The sequence below is a fragment of the Bradyrhizobium sp. KBS0727 genome (assembly GCF_005937885.2).
In the GTDB taxonomy this organism is placed as follows: Bacteria; Pseudomonadota; Alphaproteobacteria; order Rhizobiales; family Xanthobacteraceae; genus Bradyrhizobium.
Genome location: NZ_CP042176.1, coordinates 1,602,224 through 1,620,252, shown reverse-complemented (window position 1 = coordinate 1,620,252; position 18,029 = coordinate 1,602,224). Strand labels below are relative to the sequence as shown.

The following is an 18,029-nucleotide window of genomic DNA, read 5'->3' as shown; positions in this document are numbered from 1 at the left end:
CTCACCAGGCTATGGATACGGACTATTGCGGCGTTCGATAGACAACGTTGCCCTCGAACAGGCGGCGGGCACTACGATAGACCGCGCCGTAGTCGGCCTTCGCGACGCCGTCTGCGGAAAGCGAGACCCCGGCATCGACCAGCGTGACGCCGGACGGATGCGCGATCCGGATCGGCCCGTTCGCGTTGCTCAGCTGCGCGGGAATGCTGCCGGGAACCCGGGTCGCGACCGACAGGCAGATCGCGCCTGTGATTGGCGTGGCGCGATGCGGCTGGCCGACCGAGATCATGCGGACCCAGATGTCGGCATCCGCGACGGCAAGCTCGCGGCCCGACAAGGTCCGCCCGGCACGCGGACCCGATACCATCGCGACCTTGGGAATGCCGGTCATGCGGCGCGCCGTTTCGAGATCCGGCGCAATGCCCATCTTGACCGATGCCGCGCAGCGGATGTCTTCCATGCGCTGCAGAAAGACCGTATCGCGGTCGAGCGCGTCCGGCAGTTCGTCGCCGGACTGGCCGACGGCACTCGCTTCGACGAACACGCACGGATTGGCGGCATCGACGCAGGACGCCTTGACGATCCCGAGCCCGTTGATGTCGAACTCGTCAACGGCGCGGCCGGTCGGCAACAGCTTGCCAGTCCGCGCGCCGCCCGGCTCGAGAAATTCCAACCGGATCGGTGCGGCCTTGCCGCCGACGCCATCGATTTCGATATCCCCGGTGGCTGCCAGCGAGCCCTGCTCGACCGGAAAGCGCGCGACGATGATCTTCGACGTGTTGGTGTTGTGAATGCGGACGGTGGCTTCGCCATTGGCGGGACCGGTGACCAAACCCTCGTCGAGCGCGAACGGGCCGACCGCTGAAGACATGTTGCCGCAATTGGCGCCGTAATCGACAAAAGTGTCGCGAACGCCGATCTGCGCGAAAGTGTAGTCGACATCCGCGTCCGGCCGGCTCGGCGGGCCGATGATGCAGATCTTCGACAGCGAGGAAATGCCGCCACCCATGCCGTCGAGTTGGCGGCCGTTCGGATCGGGCGAGCCCATGACCTGCAGAAAGATCGGATCCCAATCCGCAGTCTTGGCCGGCAGATCCTCCTTTCGGAACATCACCGCCTTGGAAGTGCCGCCCCGCATGAAGACCGCACGAAGTCGAGCATTTGCCATGGAGGGTCCCTCTCGTCCTTACTTCAACGGCTCGGCATCCAGGCGGATGATATCCGCAGGCCCGCCCGGCTGCGCCGGATAGCGTTGTAACACGAGCGGGTCGTGGCCCGGTACGATATGGGACAGCGACGTCGCCATGCGCCGCATCGCGTCATAACCTTCGAGCGTCTCGCTGACGTCGACGACGACCGGGAACGGCCGGTACTGTTCAAAATTTGCGTAGTAATGCGAAGCGTCGGAGGCGACCACCACCCATCCGCGCCGGGTCCGGACCCGCACGAACTGCAGGCCACGCGAATGACCGCCCACCAGATGGAGCGACACGCCATCGGCGATTTCGCTCGAGCCGTTGTGGAACGCGACGCGGCCCTGGAACAGCTTCTGCACCATCGCGGTGACGTCTTCCGCCTCGAACGGGTGACGCAAAGTGGAATGGCACATGCAACGGCCGGTGCAGTATTCCATTTCCCGGTCCTGAACGTGGTACTTCGCGTTCGGAAACAGGTCGTGGTTGCCGGCATGGTCGTAGTGCATATGGGTCAGGATCACGTCCTTGACGCCGGCCGCGTCGATACCTGCGGCCTTCAGGCCCTCGGCCACCGGCCGCGTCAGTTTTCGCGCGCGGCGCGTCGCCATGTCGGCGTCGAAGCCGGTATCGATTACGATGGTCCGGCCGCCGCCCTTCAGCACCCAGACGAAAAAGTCCATCGGCATCGGCCCGTCATGCGGATCGCCGCCGAGAAAATTCTCCGCCGTTTTACGCTCGGCATTGTGGGCGTAGCGGATCGCGAGGATTTCGTATTCCGACATGGTTGCTCCGTTCCGGCGGCTAGCTCGCGGCCTCGTCTCAGGCCTTTTCTTGCGCCTTGCGCCATTCGAGCAGCCGGCGAATGCCCTGCTCGATGGAGACTTCGGGCACCCATCCCAGCATTTTCTCGATCTTGGCGCGGCTGAAATCGAGTTGATCGGTCACGCTGGATCGCACGCTGCCGCCGCCGGTCTTGAACACTGGCTTGAGCTTGCTGCCGGTGATCGACAGCAGGATCTCGACCAGGCGGTTGAGCGAGGTCGCAACGCCCGTCACCACGTTGAAGCTTTCGGCTGTCACGTCGGAGGCCATCGCCATGACATTGGCCCGGGCGACGTCGGCGACGTGAATGTAGTCATGCACCTCGCTGCCGTCGCCGGTGATGACCGGCGGTTCGCCGCGCGCGATGCGGTCGTAATTTTCCATGATGTAGAGCGCGTTGACGCCGCGATAGTGCTGGCGCTCGCCGTAGACCGTCGAGTATCGCAACCCGACCGCCTGGACGCCGTGCTTGGCGCTGTAGAGCTTGCAGAGATTTTCGCCGATCAGCTTGGTGCAGGCATATAGCGCCGCCGCCGGCTGGAAGCTGTTGAGTTGCGCCGGGGCCTGTTCGTCGACCAGTCCGGGGGCCGGATCGCCATAGACGGCGACCGACGACGAGAACACCACCTTCTTGACGTTGCGGTAGCGGCACGCCTCGAAGATATTGACCTGGCCCTCGACGTTGACCGCGAGGCCAAGGCTCGGATTCTGGCTGAGCGGCAGCGTCAGGAAGCCGGCAATCGCGAACACGCCGTCGCAGCCTTCGAAGGCATCGTAAAGCTCATTGATACGCAGGATGTCCCCGCGCAGCAGCTTGACCCGGGGATCGGCCAGCAGCGACTTGACGGTATCCGGATTGCCCAGCGCAAAATTGTCGAGCAGCACGACCTCGCGCGCGCCCTGGCTCAGCAATTGTTCCGCGACGTGCGATCCGATCAGGCTGGCGCCCCCGGTGACGACAAACTTTCCTTCCGCGATCTTCATGGAGGCTCACAACTCTTTCGCAGACAACGCCGCTAGCCGCGGCAAACAGGAAGCCCGCGAGACGGGCTCCCCTCGATGATATCCGCGCGCGCGGACATGAGATCCGGAGGGCGCAGGACGCCCTTCGGATATCGGTAGCGGATCAGGCGACCGAACGCTTGTCCTTGGCCCCGACATAGGCCGCGGCGCTTTCGCCGGCGAGCTTGCCGAACACCGAACCCGACATCAGGCCGGTGCCGCCCGGATAGTTTTCGTAGAACAGGCCACCCACCAGCTCGCCGGCGGCATAGAGCCCCGGGATCGACTGATCGGTCATGTCCTGCACTTCGCCGCTGGTATTGATCTGCAGACCGCCGAACGTGAAGGTGATGCCGGTCGTGGTCACGAAGGCGACGTAAGGCGGCTTGTTGATCGGCAGCGCCCAGTTCGACTTGGGCGGTGAGATGCCGCGGGCGGCCTTGCCGTCCAGGATCGCCGGATTGTACGGCTCCGGACCGCAGGCGGCGTTGTACTCGCTGACGGTCTTCTCGAGTTCCACCGGATCGAGCTCGAGCTGCTCGGCGAGGCCGGCGATGGTGTCCGATTCGACCTTGGTCACCTGCTTGATGCGGTATTCGTCGCGCAGCATCGCGACCGTCTGCTGGTCGAATATCTGGATCGCGGTGCGGCGCGGCTGGTTCATGATCTCGCGGCCGAATTTCGCGTAAGTGAGGTTTCGGTAGTCCTCACCTTCATCGACGAAGCGCTTGCTGTTGATGTTGACCATGATGCCGAGCGGATAGGAGTGCTTCTGGAAATTATCCAGCACCCAGCGGTCGCCATAGGGTGGCGCCGAGATGTCCCATTCGCAGGCGTGACAGCTCGACCAGTTGCCGAACGGACGCGCGCCGATCGCAAGCGCGGCCAGAATACCTTCGCCCATGTTGTGGCGCGTGCCGCGAACCCGGCACAGATCCCAGCCCGATCCGAGATAGCGCACCCGCATCTCCGGATTGGATTCGAAGCCGCCGCAAGCGAGAATCACCGACTTGGTCGCAATTTCGGAATAGCCCTGCTGGGTCCGGATCTTCACGCCGGTGATCACGCGGTCGGGCCGCTGCACCAGGCCGATCAACGCCGAGCCGTAGCGGATTTCAATGCCAAGCTTCTCAAGGCGCGCCATTTCGGCCTCGACCAGGCCAGCGCCGCCGCCGACGGCTTCGATGTTCACGCCGCCGTAGAAATGATGCTTGCCGTCGACCAGGAACGACTGGCGACCGTACATCGGAACGAAGCGGATGCCATGGCTGCGCAGCCACGCCATCGTCGAACGCGAGCGGTCGATCAGGAGGTTGGCCAGGTCCTCGTCGGACTGGTGGTGGGTCACTTCCATCAACTGGTCGTAGAAGAATTTGCGGCTGTGCGGTGGCAGCACGATCTTGGATCGTTCCTCCGCGGTCATGTCCGGGATGATATCGGAGGCGACATCTTCCGCGCCTTCGTGGACGAAGCGGAACCCGCCGGCGGTGAAATAGGAGTTACCGCCCCGCTCGGCTTCGGGCGCACGTTCGAGCACCAGCACCCGCGCGCCGTTTTCGTGCGCGGAGATCGCCGCACAGAGCGCCGCGTTTCCGGCACCGGCGACCACAACGTCATACTCTCTCATGTGCATCTCCCTTGATGTGCGCGTCGAACCGGTCCGCCGGATAGTGGGTCGCGGGCGCGATCGGTCGAATTGCGGCAGACCGTATCGCCGCCCCGTCAAACTGTCTACAGTTTTCATTATGCGGTATGGGCGCACGTCGTTGCGCGGCCAGCGGGGCTACGGCGTCGCTTAACGGCGAGCCTGTCTGTATAGAGGGGGCCGGCGAACAAGCTTCGGCGGGGCGACACGGCCTTGCAAGAATCCTTGCAACCAATGAAGAACGGGAGAAAAACAATGTTTGAGAAGGTCGCGGTCATCGGAATGGGGCAGATGGGATCCGGGATGGCCGGACGGCTCAAGGAATCCGGCCTTGACGTCGTCGGCTACGACGTCAACGCCGAGCAGCGCGCGCGCCTGACCAAGGACGGTTTTGCGATGGCATCGAGCATCGCGGAGGCGCTGTCAGGCCGTTCGATCGTGCTGACCAGCCTGCCCGACCCGAAAGCAGTGACGGAAGCCTGGCTCGGCGCCGAGGGGATCGTCGCCCATGCCGCCAAGGGCACGCTGTGCATCGAACTCTCGACCATCGATCCGCAGACCATGCGGCAGGCGGCCGAAGCCGCCGCCGCGCGCGGCATCGCGGTGGTCGATTGCCCGGTCAGTGGCAGCCCCAACGAGGCACGCGCCGGCAAGTTGATCCTGATCGCCGGCGGCGACAGGGCCGACGTCACCCGCGCCGAACCGATCCTGAAACTGCTCGGCAACGAGTGGAAATATACCGGCGGCGTCGGCACCGCCAAGGTCGTCAAGATCGTCAACAACATGATGTCGATGGGCAACGTGCTGGTCGCAGCCGAAGCGTTTGCGCTCGGCGTCGCCGCCGGCGTCGAGCCGGAGAAGCTCTACGACGTGCTGTCGGTGAGCGGCGGCCGCTCGCATCATTTCACCAAGCGCTTCCCGAATGCGATCAAGGGCGACTTCTCGCCCGGGTTCAAGATGGAGTTGGGTGAAAAGGACCTCGCGCTCGGCGTCGAGCTCGGGCGCATGACGCGGATGCCGACGCCTTCGGCTTCCGCGACCCGCGAAATGTATGCGCTGGCGCTGGCCGAAGGGTTTCGCGGCCAGGACATCGTCTCGCTGCTGGCGATGTACCAGAACTGGGCCAAGCCGAAAAACTAGTCGACCTCCCTCTCTGGTGGCCGGTTCACGCCTAGCCGGCCGTCAGGGAGGTGCAGACCACTACTCCGCCTTGATGTTGGCCTTGGCGACCACGTCGGCCAGTTCCCTGGTCTCCTTTTGTATCTTCTCGGCGAACGCGGCCTGCGAGAGCGTCAGGACGTTGCCCTGCGGCTCCAGGCGTTCGCGCACGGCGGCCTCGGTCGCCGCCGTCACGATCTCCTTGTTCAAGAGATCGACGGTGGCGGTTGGCGTGGCCTTCGGCACAAACAGGCCGACCCAGAACGTCACATCGAAGCCGGGATAGCCGAGTTCGGCGATGGTCGGCACATCCGGCAGCGACGCCAGTCGCTCACTCGACGAAACCGCCAGCGCGCGAAACTTTCCGGCATTCACAAGCTGCACGGCGGATAGCGTATCGAACGCCACCATCACCTCATGCCCGAGCAGGCCGACTTCCGCCGCCGCGGCGCCGCGATAGGGAACATGCAGCATCTGGATGCCGGCCTTCTGGCTCAGCAGTTCGAATGCCAGATGGGTGATGTTGCCGTTGCCCGCCGACCCGTAGGTCACCATGCCCGGCTTCGACTTCGCCAGCGCGACGAGATCAGCAAGGGTCTTGATCCCTGCCGTCTGCGGATTGGTGGTGTCGACGGCCAGGATCAGCGGCACCGAAATCACCGTCGTGATCGGCGCGAAGTCGCGCTCGGGATTGTATTTGAGGTCTTTGAACAGCGTCGGGTTCAGCGTGATGGTGGAACTGTTGCTGACGAAGATGGTGTAGCCGTCCGGGTCCGACTGCGCCACCGCTGTCGCTGCGAGAATGCCGTTGGCTCCGCTGCGGTTCTCGACCACGAAGGGTTTTCCGAGCTTGCTGCCGAGCTTGTCGGCAACGATGCGCGCGACGACGTCGATGGTGCCGCCGGGCGCGAAGCCGACTACCAGCTTCACGGCCTTGGTCGGGTAGCTTTCGGCGTTGGCGATGCCGCCCATCGCCGTCAGCGCCAGCAACAGTGCTCCGAGTTTCCGGCTGATCTTCATTTCGTTCTTCCCTGTTTTCTTGTTTATGCAGCGAGAGATCAGCCTTTGGGCCGTCGCCGGTACATGATCGTCACTTCCATCTCCTGCACCTCTTCGCCGTGCTGGTTGACGAACGCCCGCCCAAAGGTCACCACGCCGCGGTCGGGCTGGCTGGTCTCGCGCTTGCCGGTGACGGTGGTGCGCACGTAAATGGTATCGCCGTGCTTGACCGGCTTCTTCATCCGCCACTTGTCGATGCCGAGCAGCGCGATCAGCGTGCCGTCGTTGATCCCGGAGGCGTAGTTCAGCCCGGCCGCCACGGCGAATACCAGCGGTCCATGCGCGATCGGCTCGCCGAACGGCGTGGTCTTGCAGTATTCGTGGTTGGCGTGGACGTCGTTGAAGTCGCCGGACAGGCAGGCAAAGTTGACGATGTCGGTCGACGTAATGGTGCGGCGGCCGGTTTGCAAAACCTGGTTGATTTCGAAGTCCTCGAAATACATGCCGCGTGGGGCGGGAACGTCGGTCATATCCACGGTCTCCGTTGCGTCCAAACCTAGAGTCCCATCAGCTTGGCGATGATGTTGCGCTGAATTTCGTTGCTGCCGCCGCCGATCGGTCCGAGCCGCGAGTCCCGGAACAACCGCTGCATGTCGTGCTCCATCGAGAAGCCGGCGCCGCCCATCACCTGCATGCCGATATGGGCGCATTCGAAATCGTTGTCGGTGGCGACGATCTTGGCGATCGCGGTTTCCATCCGCGTATCGTATCCGGCGTCCATCATCTCCGCGGTCCGATAGGTGACGAGACGAGCGATCTCGGCCTTGATCCGCATGTCCGCCAGCTTGTGCGAGATCACCTGGAACTTGCTGATCGGACGGTCGAACTGAATGCGCTGGGTCGCATAGTCCTGCGCGATATCGATCGCCTTCTGTGCGTTGCCGGCGCCGCAGGCGGCAATCGCCATCCGTTCGAGGTTCAGGCCGCGCATCAGAATTTTCCAGCCGCGATTCTGCTCGCCGATCAGGTTGCGCGCGGGCACCCTGACCTCGTCGAAGAATATCTGGTTGGTGTGGGTGGTGTGACGCCCCATGGTTTCGATCGGTCGGATCGAGACGCCCTTTGCCTTGGCGTCGACCAGGAACAGGCTGAAGCCGTCATGCGCCGGCTTCGCCGAGGGATCGGTCTTGACCACCAGCACGATGTAGTCGGCAACATGGGCCGAGGTGATGAACCATTTTTGGCCGCGGATGACGTAGTCATCGCCGTCGCGCACGGCATTGGTCTTGATCGACGCGGCATCCGATCCGGTCTGCGGCTCGGTCAGCGCAAAGGCGATGTAGATGTCGCCCTTGATCATCGGCACCATGTAGGTCTGCTTGAGATATTCGCTGCCGTTGTAGAGCAGTTGCAGGCCGGCATAGATCGCGCTGGTCATGTAGGTCGTGCCGAGACAGGCATAGTGATAGGACAGCGTCTCGAGCAGGATCGCCATGTCCTTGTAGCTGCCGCCGAGTCCGCCGTATTCCTCGGGATAGGGCAGGCCCAGCCATCCGCCCTTGGCCAGCGCCTGATACGCTTCGGTCGGCCAGCCGGCATCGCGGTCGAGCTGTCGGATTTTTTCCACCGGCAGATGCTGTTCGGCCAAAGCAAGCAGGCTCTGGCGCATCAGTTTTTGTTCGTCGGTGAAACCAAAATCGTTGAACAGCGGCATTGCGTTTCCTTTGAGCGTTTCTTGATGGGCCATTCGGCCGCATGGTTTCACCCTACCCCGCCCTGCCTTTCTATGTCATCTGAAAACTGTTGACATCTTTTGGAGGTCCCCTACGTTGCGGCCTTCGGACGCGGGGACTACGGAAAATGCGCCGGTCGACAACATCCACGATGCAGGCAGGCCGCGGCGCATGAGCATGCCCGAGCCCGACCGCCGCATGGGCGGATGGACCGGCGTCGGCTATGACGACATCGAGGTCGGACGCACCTATCCGCCGCAGCCGCTCCCGATCAGTGCCGACGATGTGGCCCGCTTCTACCGCAGCATCGGTGAGGTACGTCCGACGCCCGAGATCGGCACCCGCATACCGGCATTCCTGCTCAATGAAATCCGCGCGCTGAAGCAGCAGCTGAGATTTCCACCGGGCGTGTTGCACGCGCAGGAGGAAATCGAGATGCACAGCGCTGCCCGCCTCGGCGAGCCGCTGATGGTCTCGATCGTGATCGCCGACAAGTACATCCGCAACGACAAACGCTTCATCGTCTTTGATCAGCACGTGCGTTGCGCGACCGACCAGCGATCCATCATGACGATCAAACATATTCTGTACTGGCCATGCTGAACCGACATGATCTCAAGACCGGACAGCGGCTGACGCGCCCCGGCCCGCCGCTCACGCTTCAGGCCTTTACCGACTTCGGTGCCCTGCTCGGCACCGATGCGCCCGTCCACAACGATGCCGCCTACGCAGCCAAAACCCAGTTCGGCTGCGTCATTGCACAGGGGCCCCTGCTGCTGGCCCGCTTCGAAACCTGGTTCTGCGATTTATTCGGCGAAGCCGCATGGAGCCGAACCGGACGACTGACGGCCAAGTTTCTCGATCCCGCCAGAATTGGCGAGACGGTCACGCTCGAAATGGTGGTGGGCGAGACGACCGCGAGCCTCGCGCATTTCGAATTGCGCGTCGTCTGCGGCGAGCGCCTGTTGGCGCTGGGCAGCGCCGCGATCGATTTGCAGTAACAGCACATCCCGAACGAGCGCCGTCGGCAAACACCGGCGGCGCTTGTCATTTCAGGGTACCCAGGTCGTCTCAGGAGCCTCCTGCGCGCCGCGGGGGGCGAACACGACCTTCTTGGCCGGAGCCTTGTGCAACTCGCTGACTTCCAACAGCCGCGTGACTTGCGCGACCTCGGTGATCTTTTCGAATGTCTCCAGCCGTTCGAACAACGGCGCAATCTGCTCGCGGGGCAGGCTGCGGGCCGCGCAATCGCTGAACTTGTCCCACAACTCGCTGCTACTCATCGGGTTATCCCCGCCCCGGCCGACGAGATTGTCGACCCGCCGCGCCAGGCGCCTGCCGTCTTTCAGTGTCACGATCACCTCGGCGCCCCATTGATGCTCGGCATCGTCGGCCATATCAGGATGCGGGCTGGCCGTCGTCAGGTCCAGCAGCCGCACGATCTCGGGGTCGAAGTGCGCGTCGCCTTCAAAGTCTTTCAGGCGCAAGACTCCGTAACGAAGCGCGCGCGCGACGACATATTGAACGCTGAACTTGGCTTCCAGCGATGTCTGCGGATGCGGCGTGTTGGTATGGCGCAGCCGCCGGCCATGCGGCATCACTTCGATGCGCGCGATGTCGCCGGCGTCGATCTTCTCCTCGCGGCGTAAATTCAGCGCCATGTTGATGGCGGGATGGGTACTGCCGCAGCAGGGAAACTGCTTGAGCCCGATCGACTTGGCTTCGATCTCCCACGGCTGGCCCCAGTTCTCGAACAGTTTTGCGGTGTCGAACGTACCGGGCCCGTTGAAGACGTTGAGGAAGCCCTGCGCATGCTCAAAGGCATCGGTGGCGGCATCAAAGCCGCCCTCGGCCAGCAGCGCGGCGAGCAGGCCGTTGCGGCAGCACTGGCCGATATGCAACGGCTTGGTCATGGTGCCGAAATTCGACTTCAGGCCGCTGGCGAGCGATGCCGCGATACACAGCGCCATCGTGGTCTTTGAATGATCGAGCTTCATCAGATGGCAGGCGGCCGCCGCGGCGCCGAACACGCCGAGCGTCGCAGTCGGGTGCCAGCCCTTGTCATAATGGTGGAAGTTGACGGCGCGCGCCAACCTGATCTCGACCTCGACGCCGATCACATACGCCGCCACGATATCCTGGCCGGTGCCGCCGCGCTCCTCGGCGAGCGCCAGCAGCGTCGATACCAGCGGCACCGAATGATGGCCGCCCATGATGCCGCTGAAATCGTCGAAATCGAGCGCATGCGACGCGGCGCCGTTGATCAGCCCGGCATCCAGCGCGCTGGTGCGCCGCGCCGAGCCGAAGATCAGCGAAGGCCCCGGCGCTGTCGCTACGCCCGGGGTTTTCAGCAGGATCTGCGTGCAGGGTTCCGGATATCCCGCCAAGGTTACGCCGATCGCATCGAGGATACACGTCCGCGCTTGCGCGACCGCGCCCTTGGTGAGCTGACGCTTGTCAAAGGCGAGAACATGCTGCGCCAGGTTCTGAAGCAGCGTGATACCGGAAGAACCGCCTAGCAGTGTTGCAGGGTTTGCTTTCACCGATGCCAAAGATACGTCGCTCATGTTGCTTCTCCCGTTCGTACGCTCTTAATCGGCCGCGGCCGCGCTACGTCCGGCAATCCGCCCGAACGTCGCCCCCGAGACCAGCCCGGTACCAGCCGGATAGTTGTCGTAGAACAGGCCGCCGACCATTTCGCCGCAGCAGAAAAGCCCCTTGATCGGCCTCCAGTCGGTACCGATCACCTGCGCGGTTTCGTTCACCTTCAACCCGCCGAACGTGAAGGTGATGCCGCCGGTGGCGCTGTAGGCATAGAACGGCGGCTTGGCGACGCGAAGCGCCCAGTTGGTTTTTTCGAGATCGAGCCCCTTGCTGGACAGGCCGTCCTTCTTGGTCGGATCGAAGCCGTCGTCCATCTCACGGGCGTGGGCATTGTATTCGTCGACGGTCTTCAAAGCCTGCGCCTTGTCGTCGAAGTCGAGCTGTTCGATGAGGTCTTCCAGCGTGTTCGCCGTAATCGGCTTGCTGGTCTGGTAACGCGGCTCGAGCAGATGGATCACCCGCGAGTCGAAGATCTGCCAGGCCTTGGCGCCGGGTTCGGCCAAGATCGCGCGGCCGAACTTGGCATAGGTGAACAGCGCGCCGTCCTCGCCCTCGTCGACAAAGCGCTTGCCCTTGCGGTTGAGCATGATGCCATAGACGTAGCTCAGACGATTACTGCGATCGGTGAGCTCGCGCGGCGCAAACTCGCCCCAGTCCGCACTGATCGGCGTGGCGTGGCAACCGCTCCACTGTCCCCATGGCATGGCGCCGACGTTCATCGCCATCCGCAGGCCGTCGCCCTGATTGTGCGGTGTTCCCCGCACCTTGGCCGCGCCGACCAGCGGGCCGATATGCTGGGTGCGCATCTGCACATTGGCTTCGAAGCCGCCGCAGCCAAGAACGATCGAACGGGCGTTCAGCACCGACATGCCGTCGTCGTCGCGCACCTTGACGCCGTTGACCCTGCCGTCGTCTCCGATCAACAGTTCGACCGCCGCGGTGCCGTAGCGAATTTCGATGCCGAGCCGCTCGGCGGTGGCGAACCAGCTCCGCGACAGGCCAACGCCCTCATGCTCGGCACGCACAACGAGGCCGCGCGCCCACACCATGACGTTGTCCTTCTTGACCGCAGACAGTGTGATCGCCGGCTCCATCTTGATGCCGCCGACCTTCTTCATCCACTTCACGGTGTCAAAGGAATTGTGGACCAGCAATTTCGACAGCACCGGATCGGTGCGTCCGCTGGTGACGCGCATCAGGTCGCCGTGAAAGTCTTCCTTCGGATAAGGCGAGATGCCGTCGTAGAAATTCTCGAACTCCTCTTCGACGTCTGGCAGCAGCTCACCGATCTCGCGGGGATCGTCGAACGCAAAGCGCAGCACGCCACCGCTCCAATGGGTGTTGCCGCCGCGCATCTCCCGCGGCGCCTTCTCGATCACCACGACGCGCTCGGCACCATTCTCCTTGGCGGAAACGGCGGCAGCCAATGCAGCGTTGCCGGCGCCGACCACGATGACGTCATACGTACTCATAACTTCGCTCTCCTGATTGATCAGTTTGTTGTGGATCGCAGCAAGGCCGCGATCTCGGTGACGGAATGGGTTTCGAGCTTCAGCACGGCTTCGCGAATGCGTTCGGCCTGATGCAACGGGATCGACAGGGCGGCAGAGGCGAGAAATTTCTTCGAGACCGCGGCTTCGTCCAGCGCACGCTCGCCGGCGCCGGCGTTGATGCGGATGTGCTTGAAGAGGCTGCGGCCGTCCTTCAGCGTCACGCGGACGCCGCCGGAGAAATAGGTCGGGAAGGCCGAGTCGGGATCGATGGCGCAGGTGACGCGCTGCGTCAGATCCAACACCACCGGATCGGCCAATGCGGCCGGCATCAGGTCGGCGAGGCCGAACGCCCCCTTGATGAGGCAGGTTGCCACCACGAACTGGGCGCTGAACTTCGCCTCATATTCATTGGTCGGCCGGGTCTTGGCGGCGGCGGGCTCAGCGATGATCGGCATGGTGTCGCGTGGCAGGTACGCTTCGACGCTGGCGATATCGGCAGGCTTGATTTCGGCATGCAGTTCGATCGCGGCATCCGCGCAGCCATGGATGAAATGGCAGACCGGATAGGGCTTGATCGCCGTCTGGGCCAGTTCCCAGACGTCGCCGAGACTGGCGAGTTCGGCGTTGAGGTCGATCGGCGCCGGCGGATGCTGAATATGCGTATCGAAGAAACCGAAGCGGCCTTCATAGGGACGCGTCGGGGCCTTGAAGCCTTTTTGCGCAAGAACGGCGGCGGTAATTCCGGCGACTGCGGCCCAGCCCGGATGCATGCGCTTGGTCCAGGCACCCTCCTCAAGGAAGACCTGGACGCCCGAAGCCGTGCTGGCGGCAATGCCTTGCGCGGCGACGATGCCTTCCGCGGACAGTCCAAGGATGCGCGCGGCCACCACGGCCGAACTGAAATGGGCGACGAGGCCGGTGGCATGAAAGCCCGCATGGTGGAAGCCGCCCTTGACCGCCGCCCCGACGCGGATCGCGGTCTCCATTCCGGCGGCGTAGGCGACCAGCATTGCCTTGCCGTCGATGTCGCGGGATTCGCCGAAGCTCAGCGCGCAGGGAAGACAGGCCGCGGTGGCGTGAATGATGCTGTTGAGATGGGTGTCGTCGAAGTCGAGGCCGTGGATCAGCATGCCGTTCGCGAGCGCTGCGTCGCGCACCGGCAGGCGGACATCGCGGCCGATCACGCTGCAGGTCCCCTCGCCGCCCAGCGCCGTGGCGCCGGCGACCGCGACATCGGCAAAGTCATAGGCGTTGGATGCAAGGCCGCAGCCCAGCGCGTCGAGGATCAGGAGCTTGGCGCGGTGCAGCACCGGTGCCGGGATATTTTCGAACTTCAAGCCGGCAGCAAATTCGGCCAGGCGTTGAGCGGGCTTGGTGACTACGGCGGCTGCGGAGGTTTTATCCAGCATGATGCGGCCTCGCTTCCGTGTGAGCCATATCGTCGACGAGCCGGCAGTCGCGGGCATCGAACGAAAGAATCGCGGGGCTGCCCGGCGCGAGCGCGCTGCGCGAATAGGCGCGCAGGCGGTCGGCGCCGACCTCGACGATGTATTCGACATGCGGACCGAGATACATGCCGCCGATAACGCGGCCGGTCAGCCGGTTTTGCCCGGCAACGGCCTGCGCCGAACTTTGGTCGAGCCGGATCGCCTCGGGACGCAGCAGGGCGATCTTGGAACGGCCATCGTCGCGGTCGGTCGCCGGATCGACCTCGACCGGCGAGCCGTTTTCCAGTTGCCACACGCGGCCGACGCGCTGCACATGCAGGAAATTGGCGTTGCCGATGAAATCGGCAACGAAGCGGTTGACCGGCTGCTGGTACAGGTCGCGCGGCGTTCCTTCCTGCACGATCCGGCCGGTCTCCATCACGATGATGCGGTCGGACATCGACAGCGCTTCGGTCTGGTCGTGCGTCACGTAGAGCGCAGGCACTTTCAGTTCGCGCTGGATCCGGCTGATCTCGAGCCGGGTGCGATCGCGCAAGCGGGCGTCGAGGTTTGACAGCGGCTCATCGAACAATAGCAATCGGGGACGCGCCGCGATCGCCCGCGCCAGCGCCACGCGCTGCTGCTGGCCGCCGGACAATTCGGAAGGGCGTCGCTTGGCGAGCTTGCCCATGCCCACGATGTCGAGCGCCCAGTTGACGCCGGCGGCGACGTCGCGCTCACCCTTCACCGTGAGCGGAAACGCGACGTTCTCTGCAACCGTCAAATGCGGCCAGACCGCATAGGACTGGAACACCATGCCGAGATCGCGCTCATGCGGGGGCACGAACAGGTTGGTGGCAGGATCGGAAACCGTCTCGCCGTTGATCGCAATGCTGCCGCCGGTCGGGGTTTCCAGGCCCGCGATGCATCGCAACGTGGTGGTCTTGCCGCAGCCGGAAGGACCGAGCAGCGTGACGAACTCGCCGTCGGCGACATCGAACGATATCGCGTGGATCACGGTGAAGGCGCCATAGGATTTGACGAGGTTACTTACGGCGATACCCATCGCTGATGGTTCCTTTGCTCTATCGCCTGCGGGCGCCGGGCATGGCCCAAAGCAGCAGGGACATCATGGCGACCATCAAGATCATGGCGAGAATCGAGAGCGCGCTCGCCAGGCCCCAATTGGCCTGCTCGAACGACGACCAGATCGAAACCGACAGCACCGAGGTCGAGGCGGTGAAGATCAGGATCGTGGCGGAGATTTCGCGGAAGAACGCCATGAACAGCAGGAAATAGCTGCTCTGCAGCGACGGCAGGCTGAGCGGCATCAGGATGCGCCAGACGCCGGAAATCCGGCTGGCGCCCGCGGTCCAGGCCGCTTCCTCGAGGCTGCGATCGAGCTGCACGAAGCGGGCGCCGGACGTTTCCGTCGCATAGGGCAGAAAGCGCGTGACATAGGCCAGTACGATCAGGGTCAGCGTGCCGTAGAGCGGTAGCGGCAGATAGGCGTAGGCCCATAACAGGCCGAGGCCGAGCACGATGCCGGGTACGCCGAACGGAAGCATGACCAGCGCATCGAGCGCGCGATATCCGGTCGGGCGCAGCCGCACGGTGAAATAGCTGCAGGCGATGCCGAGCACGACGCCGACCAGCGCGCCGCCGCCGGAGACGATCACGGTGTTGACGATCGCCTGCTGCGTCTCTTCGGAATTCCAGACATAGAGATAGTTGCGGAAGGTGAAGGCGGCGTCGAACGGATTGGCGGTAAAGAACTTGATCAGCGACGTGTAGAGCAGGATCAAGCCGGGCAGCACCAGGCTGACCGCGATGTAGAAACCGCACAGCAGGTTCACCGGCCAGCGCCAGGCGCCGAGCGGGATCGGCGTGATCTTGCCGGCCTTGCCCGTCGTCACCACCGAGCGTCCGCCGCGCGCCAGCCGCCGCTGCAGCAGGATGGCAATGCCGGTAATGGCCGCGAGCGTCAGGCCGATGGCGGCCGCGAGCCCATAGGCCGTCGGTGGAAACCGGCACAACAGATAGATCTGGGTGGCAAGAACCGTGACGTGGCCGGGAACGCCGATCAGCACGGGGATGCCGAACTGCTCCAGCGTCAGCACCAGGCACAGCAAGGCGCTGGAGGCGAGCGCATAGGACAGCATCGGCAGCGTGACGCTGCGCAGCATCCGCCACGGCGATGCGCCCGCGGTGCGGGCGGCCTCCTCGTAGCTCGGATCCATGCCCATGATCGGCCCGCGGATCGTCAGATAGACGAACGGCACCTGATGCAGAATCATGACGAAGATGATGCCGCCGGCGCTGTAAATATCGACCGAGACGGATTCGATATCGAGCAAGCGCAAGAGATCGTTGATGACGCCGCCGGGCGAGCCGATGACGATCCAGGCCATCGCCAGGATGAAGGACGGGAAATAGAAGCTGAGCCCCAGCAGTCCCGTCATGGTGTTGGGCCAGCGGAAATCCGTGCGATGGATCACCAGCGCGAGCGCGGTGCCCATGATCATTGCGAACAAGGTGCTCAGGCCGGCGACTTCAAGCGTCGTCAGCAAGGTCTCGACGACGCCGGGCGAAGCCAGGTTGGCCCAGTTCGCCAATGTCCACTGCCCCGGCATGCCGGGCGAGGTGTCGCGCAGGCTGCCGATCACCAGTGCCGCGAGCGGAACCAGCGCGAGAAACGCCACGATCGCAAACACCACGACATAGAGCCCGGTCAGGACGCCGTCATGGGCGGCTGCGCGCTTGACGGCGGAAGGACGCACGCGCGCGGCGGACGCTTCCAGCCCGAAGCGCTCCTCGCTCTGATCCAGCTGTGAACTCTCGAAGATCGACATAGGTCTCAACTGGGCTTCAACGAATGCCGAAGGTTTCACGCCACACGTCGATGGTCTTGTTCTGCTCGGGCCCGGAGACGATCGTCAGCGAATCGACCGCGTTCGACAGCGCCGAGGTCGGTGGAATGAACTTGGTCGGCGTCACGCCCGGTCTGGTCACCGGCAAACCGCCCTGCTCCTGCAGCACCAGTTGTCCCGGCGCGCTCATCAGCCAGTTGACGAACACCTTGCCGGTGTTGGGATGCGGTGCGCGGCCGCTCACCATGACGTAGCCGCTATTGGTGGCGGTGCCGGATTTCGGATAGACGAAGCCGATCGGCGCGCCGTCCTCGAGGCCAGGCTCGAGCGGCAGGTCGGCCAGCGTCGCCACCATTACGTCGCCGCGCAGCACAGCCTGGAACACGCCGGCCGATCCTTCGAAGAACCGCACGTCGTTGGCCTTCAGCTTCTGCGCCGCGTCAGGGATACCGTTCTTGACCCAGAAAGCGACGAGACCCTGCACGGCGATCGAGCGCCAGGGCGGGTCCATGGCGACCTTGCCCTTCCACTTCGGATCCCAGAGATCGGTCCATTCCTTCGGCGCATCTGATGGCTTCACCCGCTGCTTGTTGTAGATGATGACGTTGCGGGAGGTGTGGACGGCGAAGATCTTGTTGGCGTGATTGACAGCCTTGTCGTACGTGGCGAGTTCCGGCGGCGTCCATTCGGCGGCCCAGCCGCTCTTGTCGACACCGGCGAACATCGCGTCATCGGGGAAGGTCAGCATGACGTCGGCGAGGTTGCGGCCGGCGTTGAATTCGGTCGAGAAGCGCTCGATCAGCGGCGCGCTGCCGAGCCGGATCTGTTCGGTCTGGATGCCGGGATTTGCCTTGCGGAATTCGACGAGAAGCTGCTCGACGCCTTGCGGGCGCAGGTTGTGATAGAAGCTGAGCTTGCCTTCCTTCAATGCCGCGGCCTGTACCGCGGGCCAGTCCTCGGCGGCGGCCATCGCACGCGATGGCGCCAAGGCACCGAGCGCCAGCGCGGCGCCGAGACTTGTAAGGGCAGTACGGCGCGTGATGTCGCGATCGCCGATTCTCGTCATAGGCAGTTTCCCTG

16 protein-coding genes are annotated in these 18,029 nt (G+C 63.9%); 3 read left to right on the top strand and 13 right to left on the bottom strand.

The genetic code is table 11. The features are described from left to right. Window positions 1-22: 22 nt before the first annotated feature. The 4 genes from FFI89_RS07395 to tcuA (FFI89_RS07380) form a co-directional block, all read right to left on the bottom strand. A complete protein-coding gene (locus FFI89_RS07395; RefSeq protein WP_138834265.1) occupies window positions 23-1,168 on the bottom strand; it encodes a 2-methylaconitate cis-trans isomerase PrpF family protein in 1,146 nt (381 codons plus the stop codon). Window positions 1,169-1,186: 18 nt separating this feature from the next. After that, window positions 1,187-1,978, bottom strand: a complete 792-nt coding sequence (locus FFI89_RS07390) for an N-acyl homoserine lactonase family protein (RefSeq protein WP_138834264.1) — start codon at window positions 1,976-1,978, stop codon at window positions 1,187-1,189. A gap of 37 nt (window positions 1,979-2,015) precedes the next feature. Then, window positions 2,016-3,002, bottom strand: coding sequence for an NAD-dependent epimerase/dehydratase family protein (locus tag FFI89_RS07385; protein ID WP_138834262.1), 987 nt, complete (start codon window positions 3,000-3,002; stop codon window positions 2,016-2,018). Between the two features lie 142 nt (window positions 3,003-3,144). Next, entirely contained in the window at window positions 3,145-4,647 is a 1,503-nt protein-coding gene (tcuA, locus tag FFI89_RS07380) for an FAD-dependent tricarballylate dehydrogenase TcuA (protein ID WP_138834260.1), read from the bottom strand. A gap of 273 nt (window positions 4,648-4,920) precedes the next feature. On the opposite strand from tcuA (FFI89_RS07380), the gene FFI89_RS07375 reads away from it, so the two are divergent. Beyond that, window positions 4,921-5,805: an NAD(P)-dependent oxidoreductase gene (locus tag FFI89_RS07375; protein WP_168212820.1), complete on the top strand. Its 885-nt coding sequence runs from the start codon at window positions 4,921-4,923 to the stop codon at window positions 5,803-5,805. A gap of 60 nt (window positions 5,806-5,865) precedes the next feature. On the opposite strand, the gene FFI89_RS07370 is transcribed toward FFI89_RS07375, so the two are convergent. From FFI89_RS07370 to FFI89_RS07360, 3 genes are read right to left on the bottom strand one after another with little or no spacing between them, the layout of a single operon-like run. Continuing rightward, window positions 5,866-6,843, bottom strand: coding sequence for a tripartite tricarboxylate transporter substrate binding protein (locus FFI89_RS07370; protein ID WP_138834255.1), 978 nt, complete (start codon window positions 6,841-6,843; stop codon window positions 5,866-5,868). Window positions 6,844-6,881: 38 nt separating this feature from the next. Next, a complete protein-coding gene (locus FFI89_RS07365) occupies window positions 6,882-7,352 on the bottom strand; it encodes a MaoC/PaaZ C-terminal domain-containing protein (RefSeq protein WP_138834253.1) in 471 nt (156 codons plus the stop codon). 26 nt (window positions 7,353-7,378) lie between these two features. Beyond that, the gene (locus FFI89_RS07360; protein ID WP_138834251.1) at window positions 7,379-8,536 is read right to left on the bottom strand and encodes an acyl-CoA dehydrogenase family protein; all 1,158 of its coding nucleotides are present in this window, start codon (window positions 8,534-8,536) and stop codon (window positions 7,379-7,381) included. A 196-nt stretch (window positions 8,537-8,732) separates the two neighbouring features. On the opposite strand from FFI89_RS07360, the gene FFI89_RS07355 reads away from it, so the two are divergent. Further along, window positions 8,733-9,158 carry a hypothetical protein gene (locus FFI89_RS07355; protein ID WP_138834249.1) on the top strand — a complete coding sequence of 142 codons (426 nt, stop codon included), beginning with the start codon at window positions 8,733-8,735 and terminating at the stop codon, window positions 9,156-9,158. Continuing rightward, window positions 9,152-9,556, top strand: a complete 405-nt coding sequence (locus tag FFI89_RS07350) for a MaoC family dehydratase (protein ID WP_168212819.1) — start codon at window positions 9,152-9,154, stop codon at window positions 9,554-9,556. Before FFI89_RS07355 ends, FFI89_RS07350 begins: the two co-directional genes overlap by 7 nt. 51 nt (window positions 9,557-9,607) lie before the next feature. Here the strand turns inward: FFI89_RS07350 and FFI89_RS07345 are convergent, their stop codons facing one another. Genes FFI89_RS07345 through FFI89_RS07320 form a run of 6 tightly spaced genes read right to left on the bottom strand, consistent with a single transcriptional unit; the run spans window position 9,608 to window position 18,015 of the window. Further along, a complete protein-coding gene (locus FFI89_RS07345) occupies window positions 9,608-11,122 on the bottom strand; it encodes an MmgE/PrpD family protein (RefSeq protein WP_138834246.1) in 1,515 nt (504 codons plus the stop codon). A 24-nt stretch (window positions 11,123-11,146) separates the two neighbouring features. Then, window positions 11,147-12,631, bottom strand: coding sequence for an FAD-dependent tricarballylate dehydrogenase TcuA (gene tcuA / locus FFI89_RS07340; RefSeq protein WP_138834244.1), 1,485 nt, complete (start codon window positions 12,629-12,631; stop codon window positions 11,147-11,149). Window positions 12,632-12,651: 20 nt separating this feature from the next. Next, a complete protein-coding gene (locus FFI89_RS07335; RefSeq protein ID WP_138834242.1) occupies window positions 12,652-14,061 on the bottom strand; it encodes an MmgE/PrpD family protein in 1,410 nt (469 codons plus the stop codon). Beyond that, window positions 14,051-15,145: an ABC transporter ATP-binding protein gene (locus FFI89_RS07330; RefSeq protein ID WP_138834240.1), complete on the bottom strand. Its 1,095-nt coding sequence runs from the start codon at window positions 15,143-15,145 to the stop codon at window positions 14,051-14,053. The genes FFI89_RS07335 and FFI89_RS07330 overlap by 11 nt, the downstream gene beginning before the upstream one ends. A gap of 19 nt (window positions 15,146-15,164) precedes the next feature. Further along, entirely contained in the window at window positions 15,165-16,931 is a 1,767-nt protein-coding gene (locus tag FFI89_RS07325; protein WP_138834238.1) for an iron ABC transporter permease, read from the bottom strand. A gap of 16 nt (window positions 16,932-16,947) precedes the next feature. Beyond that, window positions 16,948-18,015 (bottom strand): ABC transporter substrate-binding protein, encoded by a 1,068-nt coding sequence (locus FFI89_RS07320; protein ID WP_138834236.1) that lies wholly within the window; start codon window positions 18,013-18,015, stop codon window positions 16,948-16,950. Window positions 18,016-18,029: the final 14 nt, after the last annotated feature.

Coding starts and splice junctions, on each gene's coding strand:
- FFI89_RS07360 (WP_138834251.1), bottom strand. CDS start 8,536: ATGCCGCTGTTCAACGATTTTGGTTTCACCGACGAACAAAAACTGATG.
- FFI89_RS07330 (WP_138834240.1), bottom strand. CDS start 15,145: ATGGGTATCGCCGTAAGTAACCTCGTCAAATCCTATGGCGCCTTCACC.
- FFI89_RS07375 (WP_168212820.1), top strand. CDS start 4,921: ATGTTTGAGAAGGTCGCGGTCATCGGAATGGGGCAGATGGGATCCGGG.
- FFI89_RS07345 (WP_138834246.1), bottom strand. CDS start 11,122: ATGAGCGACGTATCTTTGGCATCGGTGAAAGCAAACCCTGCAACACTG.
- FFI89_RS07370 (WP_138834255.1), bottom strand. CDS start 6,843: ATGAAGATCAGCCGGAAACTCGGAGCACTGTTGCTGGCGCTGACGGCG.
- FFI89_RS07385 (WP_138834262.1), bottom strand. CDS start 3,002: ATGAAGATCGCGGAAGGAAAGTTTGTCGTCACCGGGGGCGCCAGCCTG.
- FFI89_RS07355 (WP_138834249.1), top strand. CDS start 8,733: ATGCCCGAGCCCGACCGCCGCATGGGCGGATGGACCGGCGTCGGCTAT.
- FFI89_RS07395 (WP_138834265.1), bottom strand. CDS start 1,168: ATGGCAAATGCTCGACTTCGTGCGGTCTTCATGCGGGGCGGCACTTCC.
- tcuA (WP_138834244.1), bottom strand. CDS start 12,631: ATGAGTACGTATGACGTCATCGTGGTCGGCGCCGGCAACGCTGCATTG.
- FFI89_RS07365 (WP_138834253.1), bottom strand. CDS start 7,352: ATGACCGACGTTCCCGCCCCACGCGGCATGTATTTCGAGGACTTCGAA.
- tcuA (WP_138834260.1), bottom strand. CDS start 4,647: ATGAGAGAGTATGACGTTGTGGTCGCCGGTGCCGGAAACGCGGCGCTC.
- FFI89_RS07390 (WP_138834264.1), bottom strand. CDS start 1,978: ATGTCGGAATACGAAATCCTCGCGATCCGCTACGCCCACAATGCCGAG.
- FFI89_RS07325 (WP_138834238.1), bottom strand. CDS start 16,931: ATGTCGATCTTCGAGAGTTCACAGCTGGATCAGAGCGAGGAGCGCTTC.
- FFI89_RS07335 (WP_138834242.1), bottom strand. CDS start 14,061: ATGCTGGATAAAACCTCCGCAGCCGCCGTAGTCACCAAGCCCGCTCAA.
- FFI89_RS07320 (WP_138834236.1), bottom strand. CDS start 18,015: ATGACGAGAATCGGCGATCGCGACATCACGCGCCGTACTGCCCTTACA.
- FFI89_RS07350 (WP_168212819.1), top strand. CDS start 9,152: ATGCTGAACCGACATGATCTCAAGACCGGACAGCGGCTGACGCGCCCC.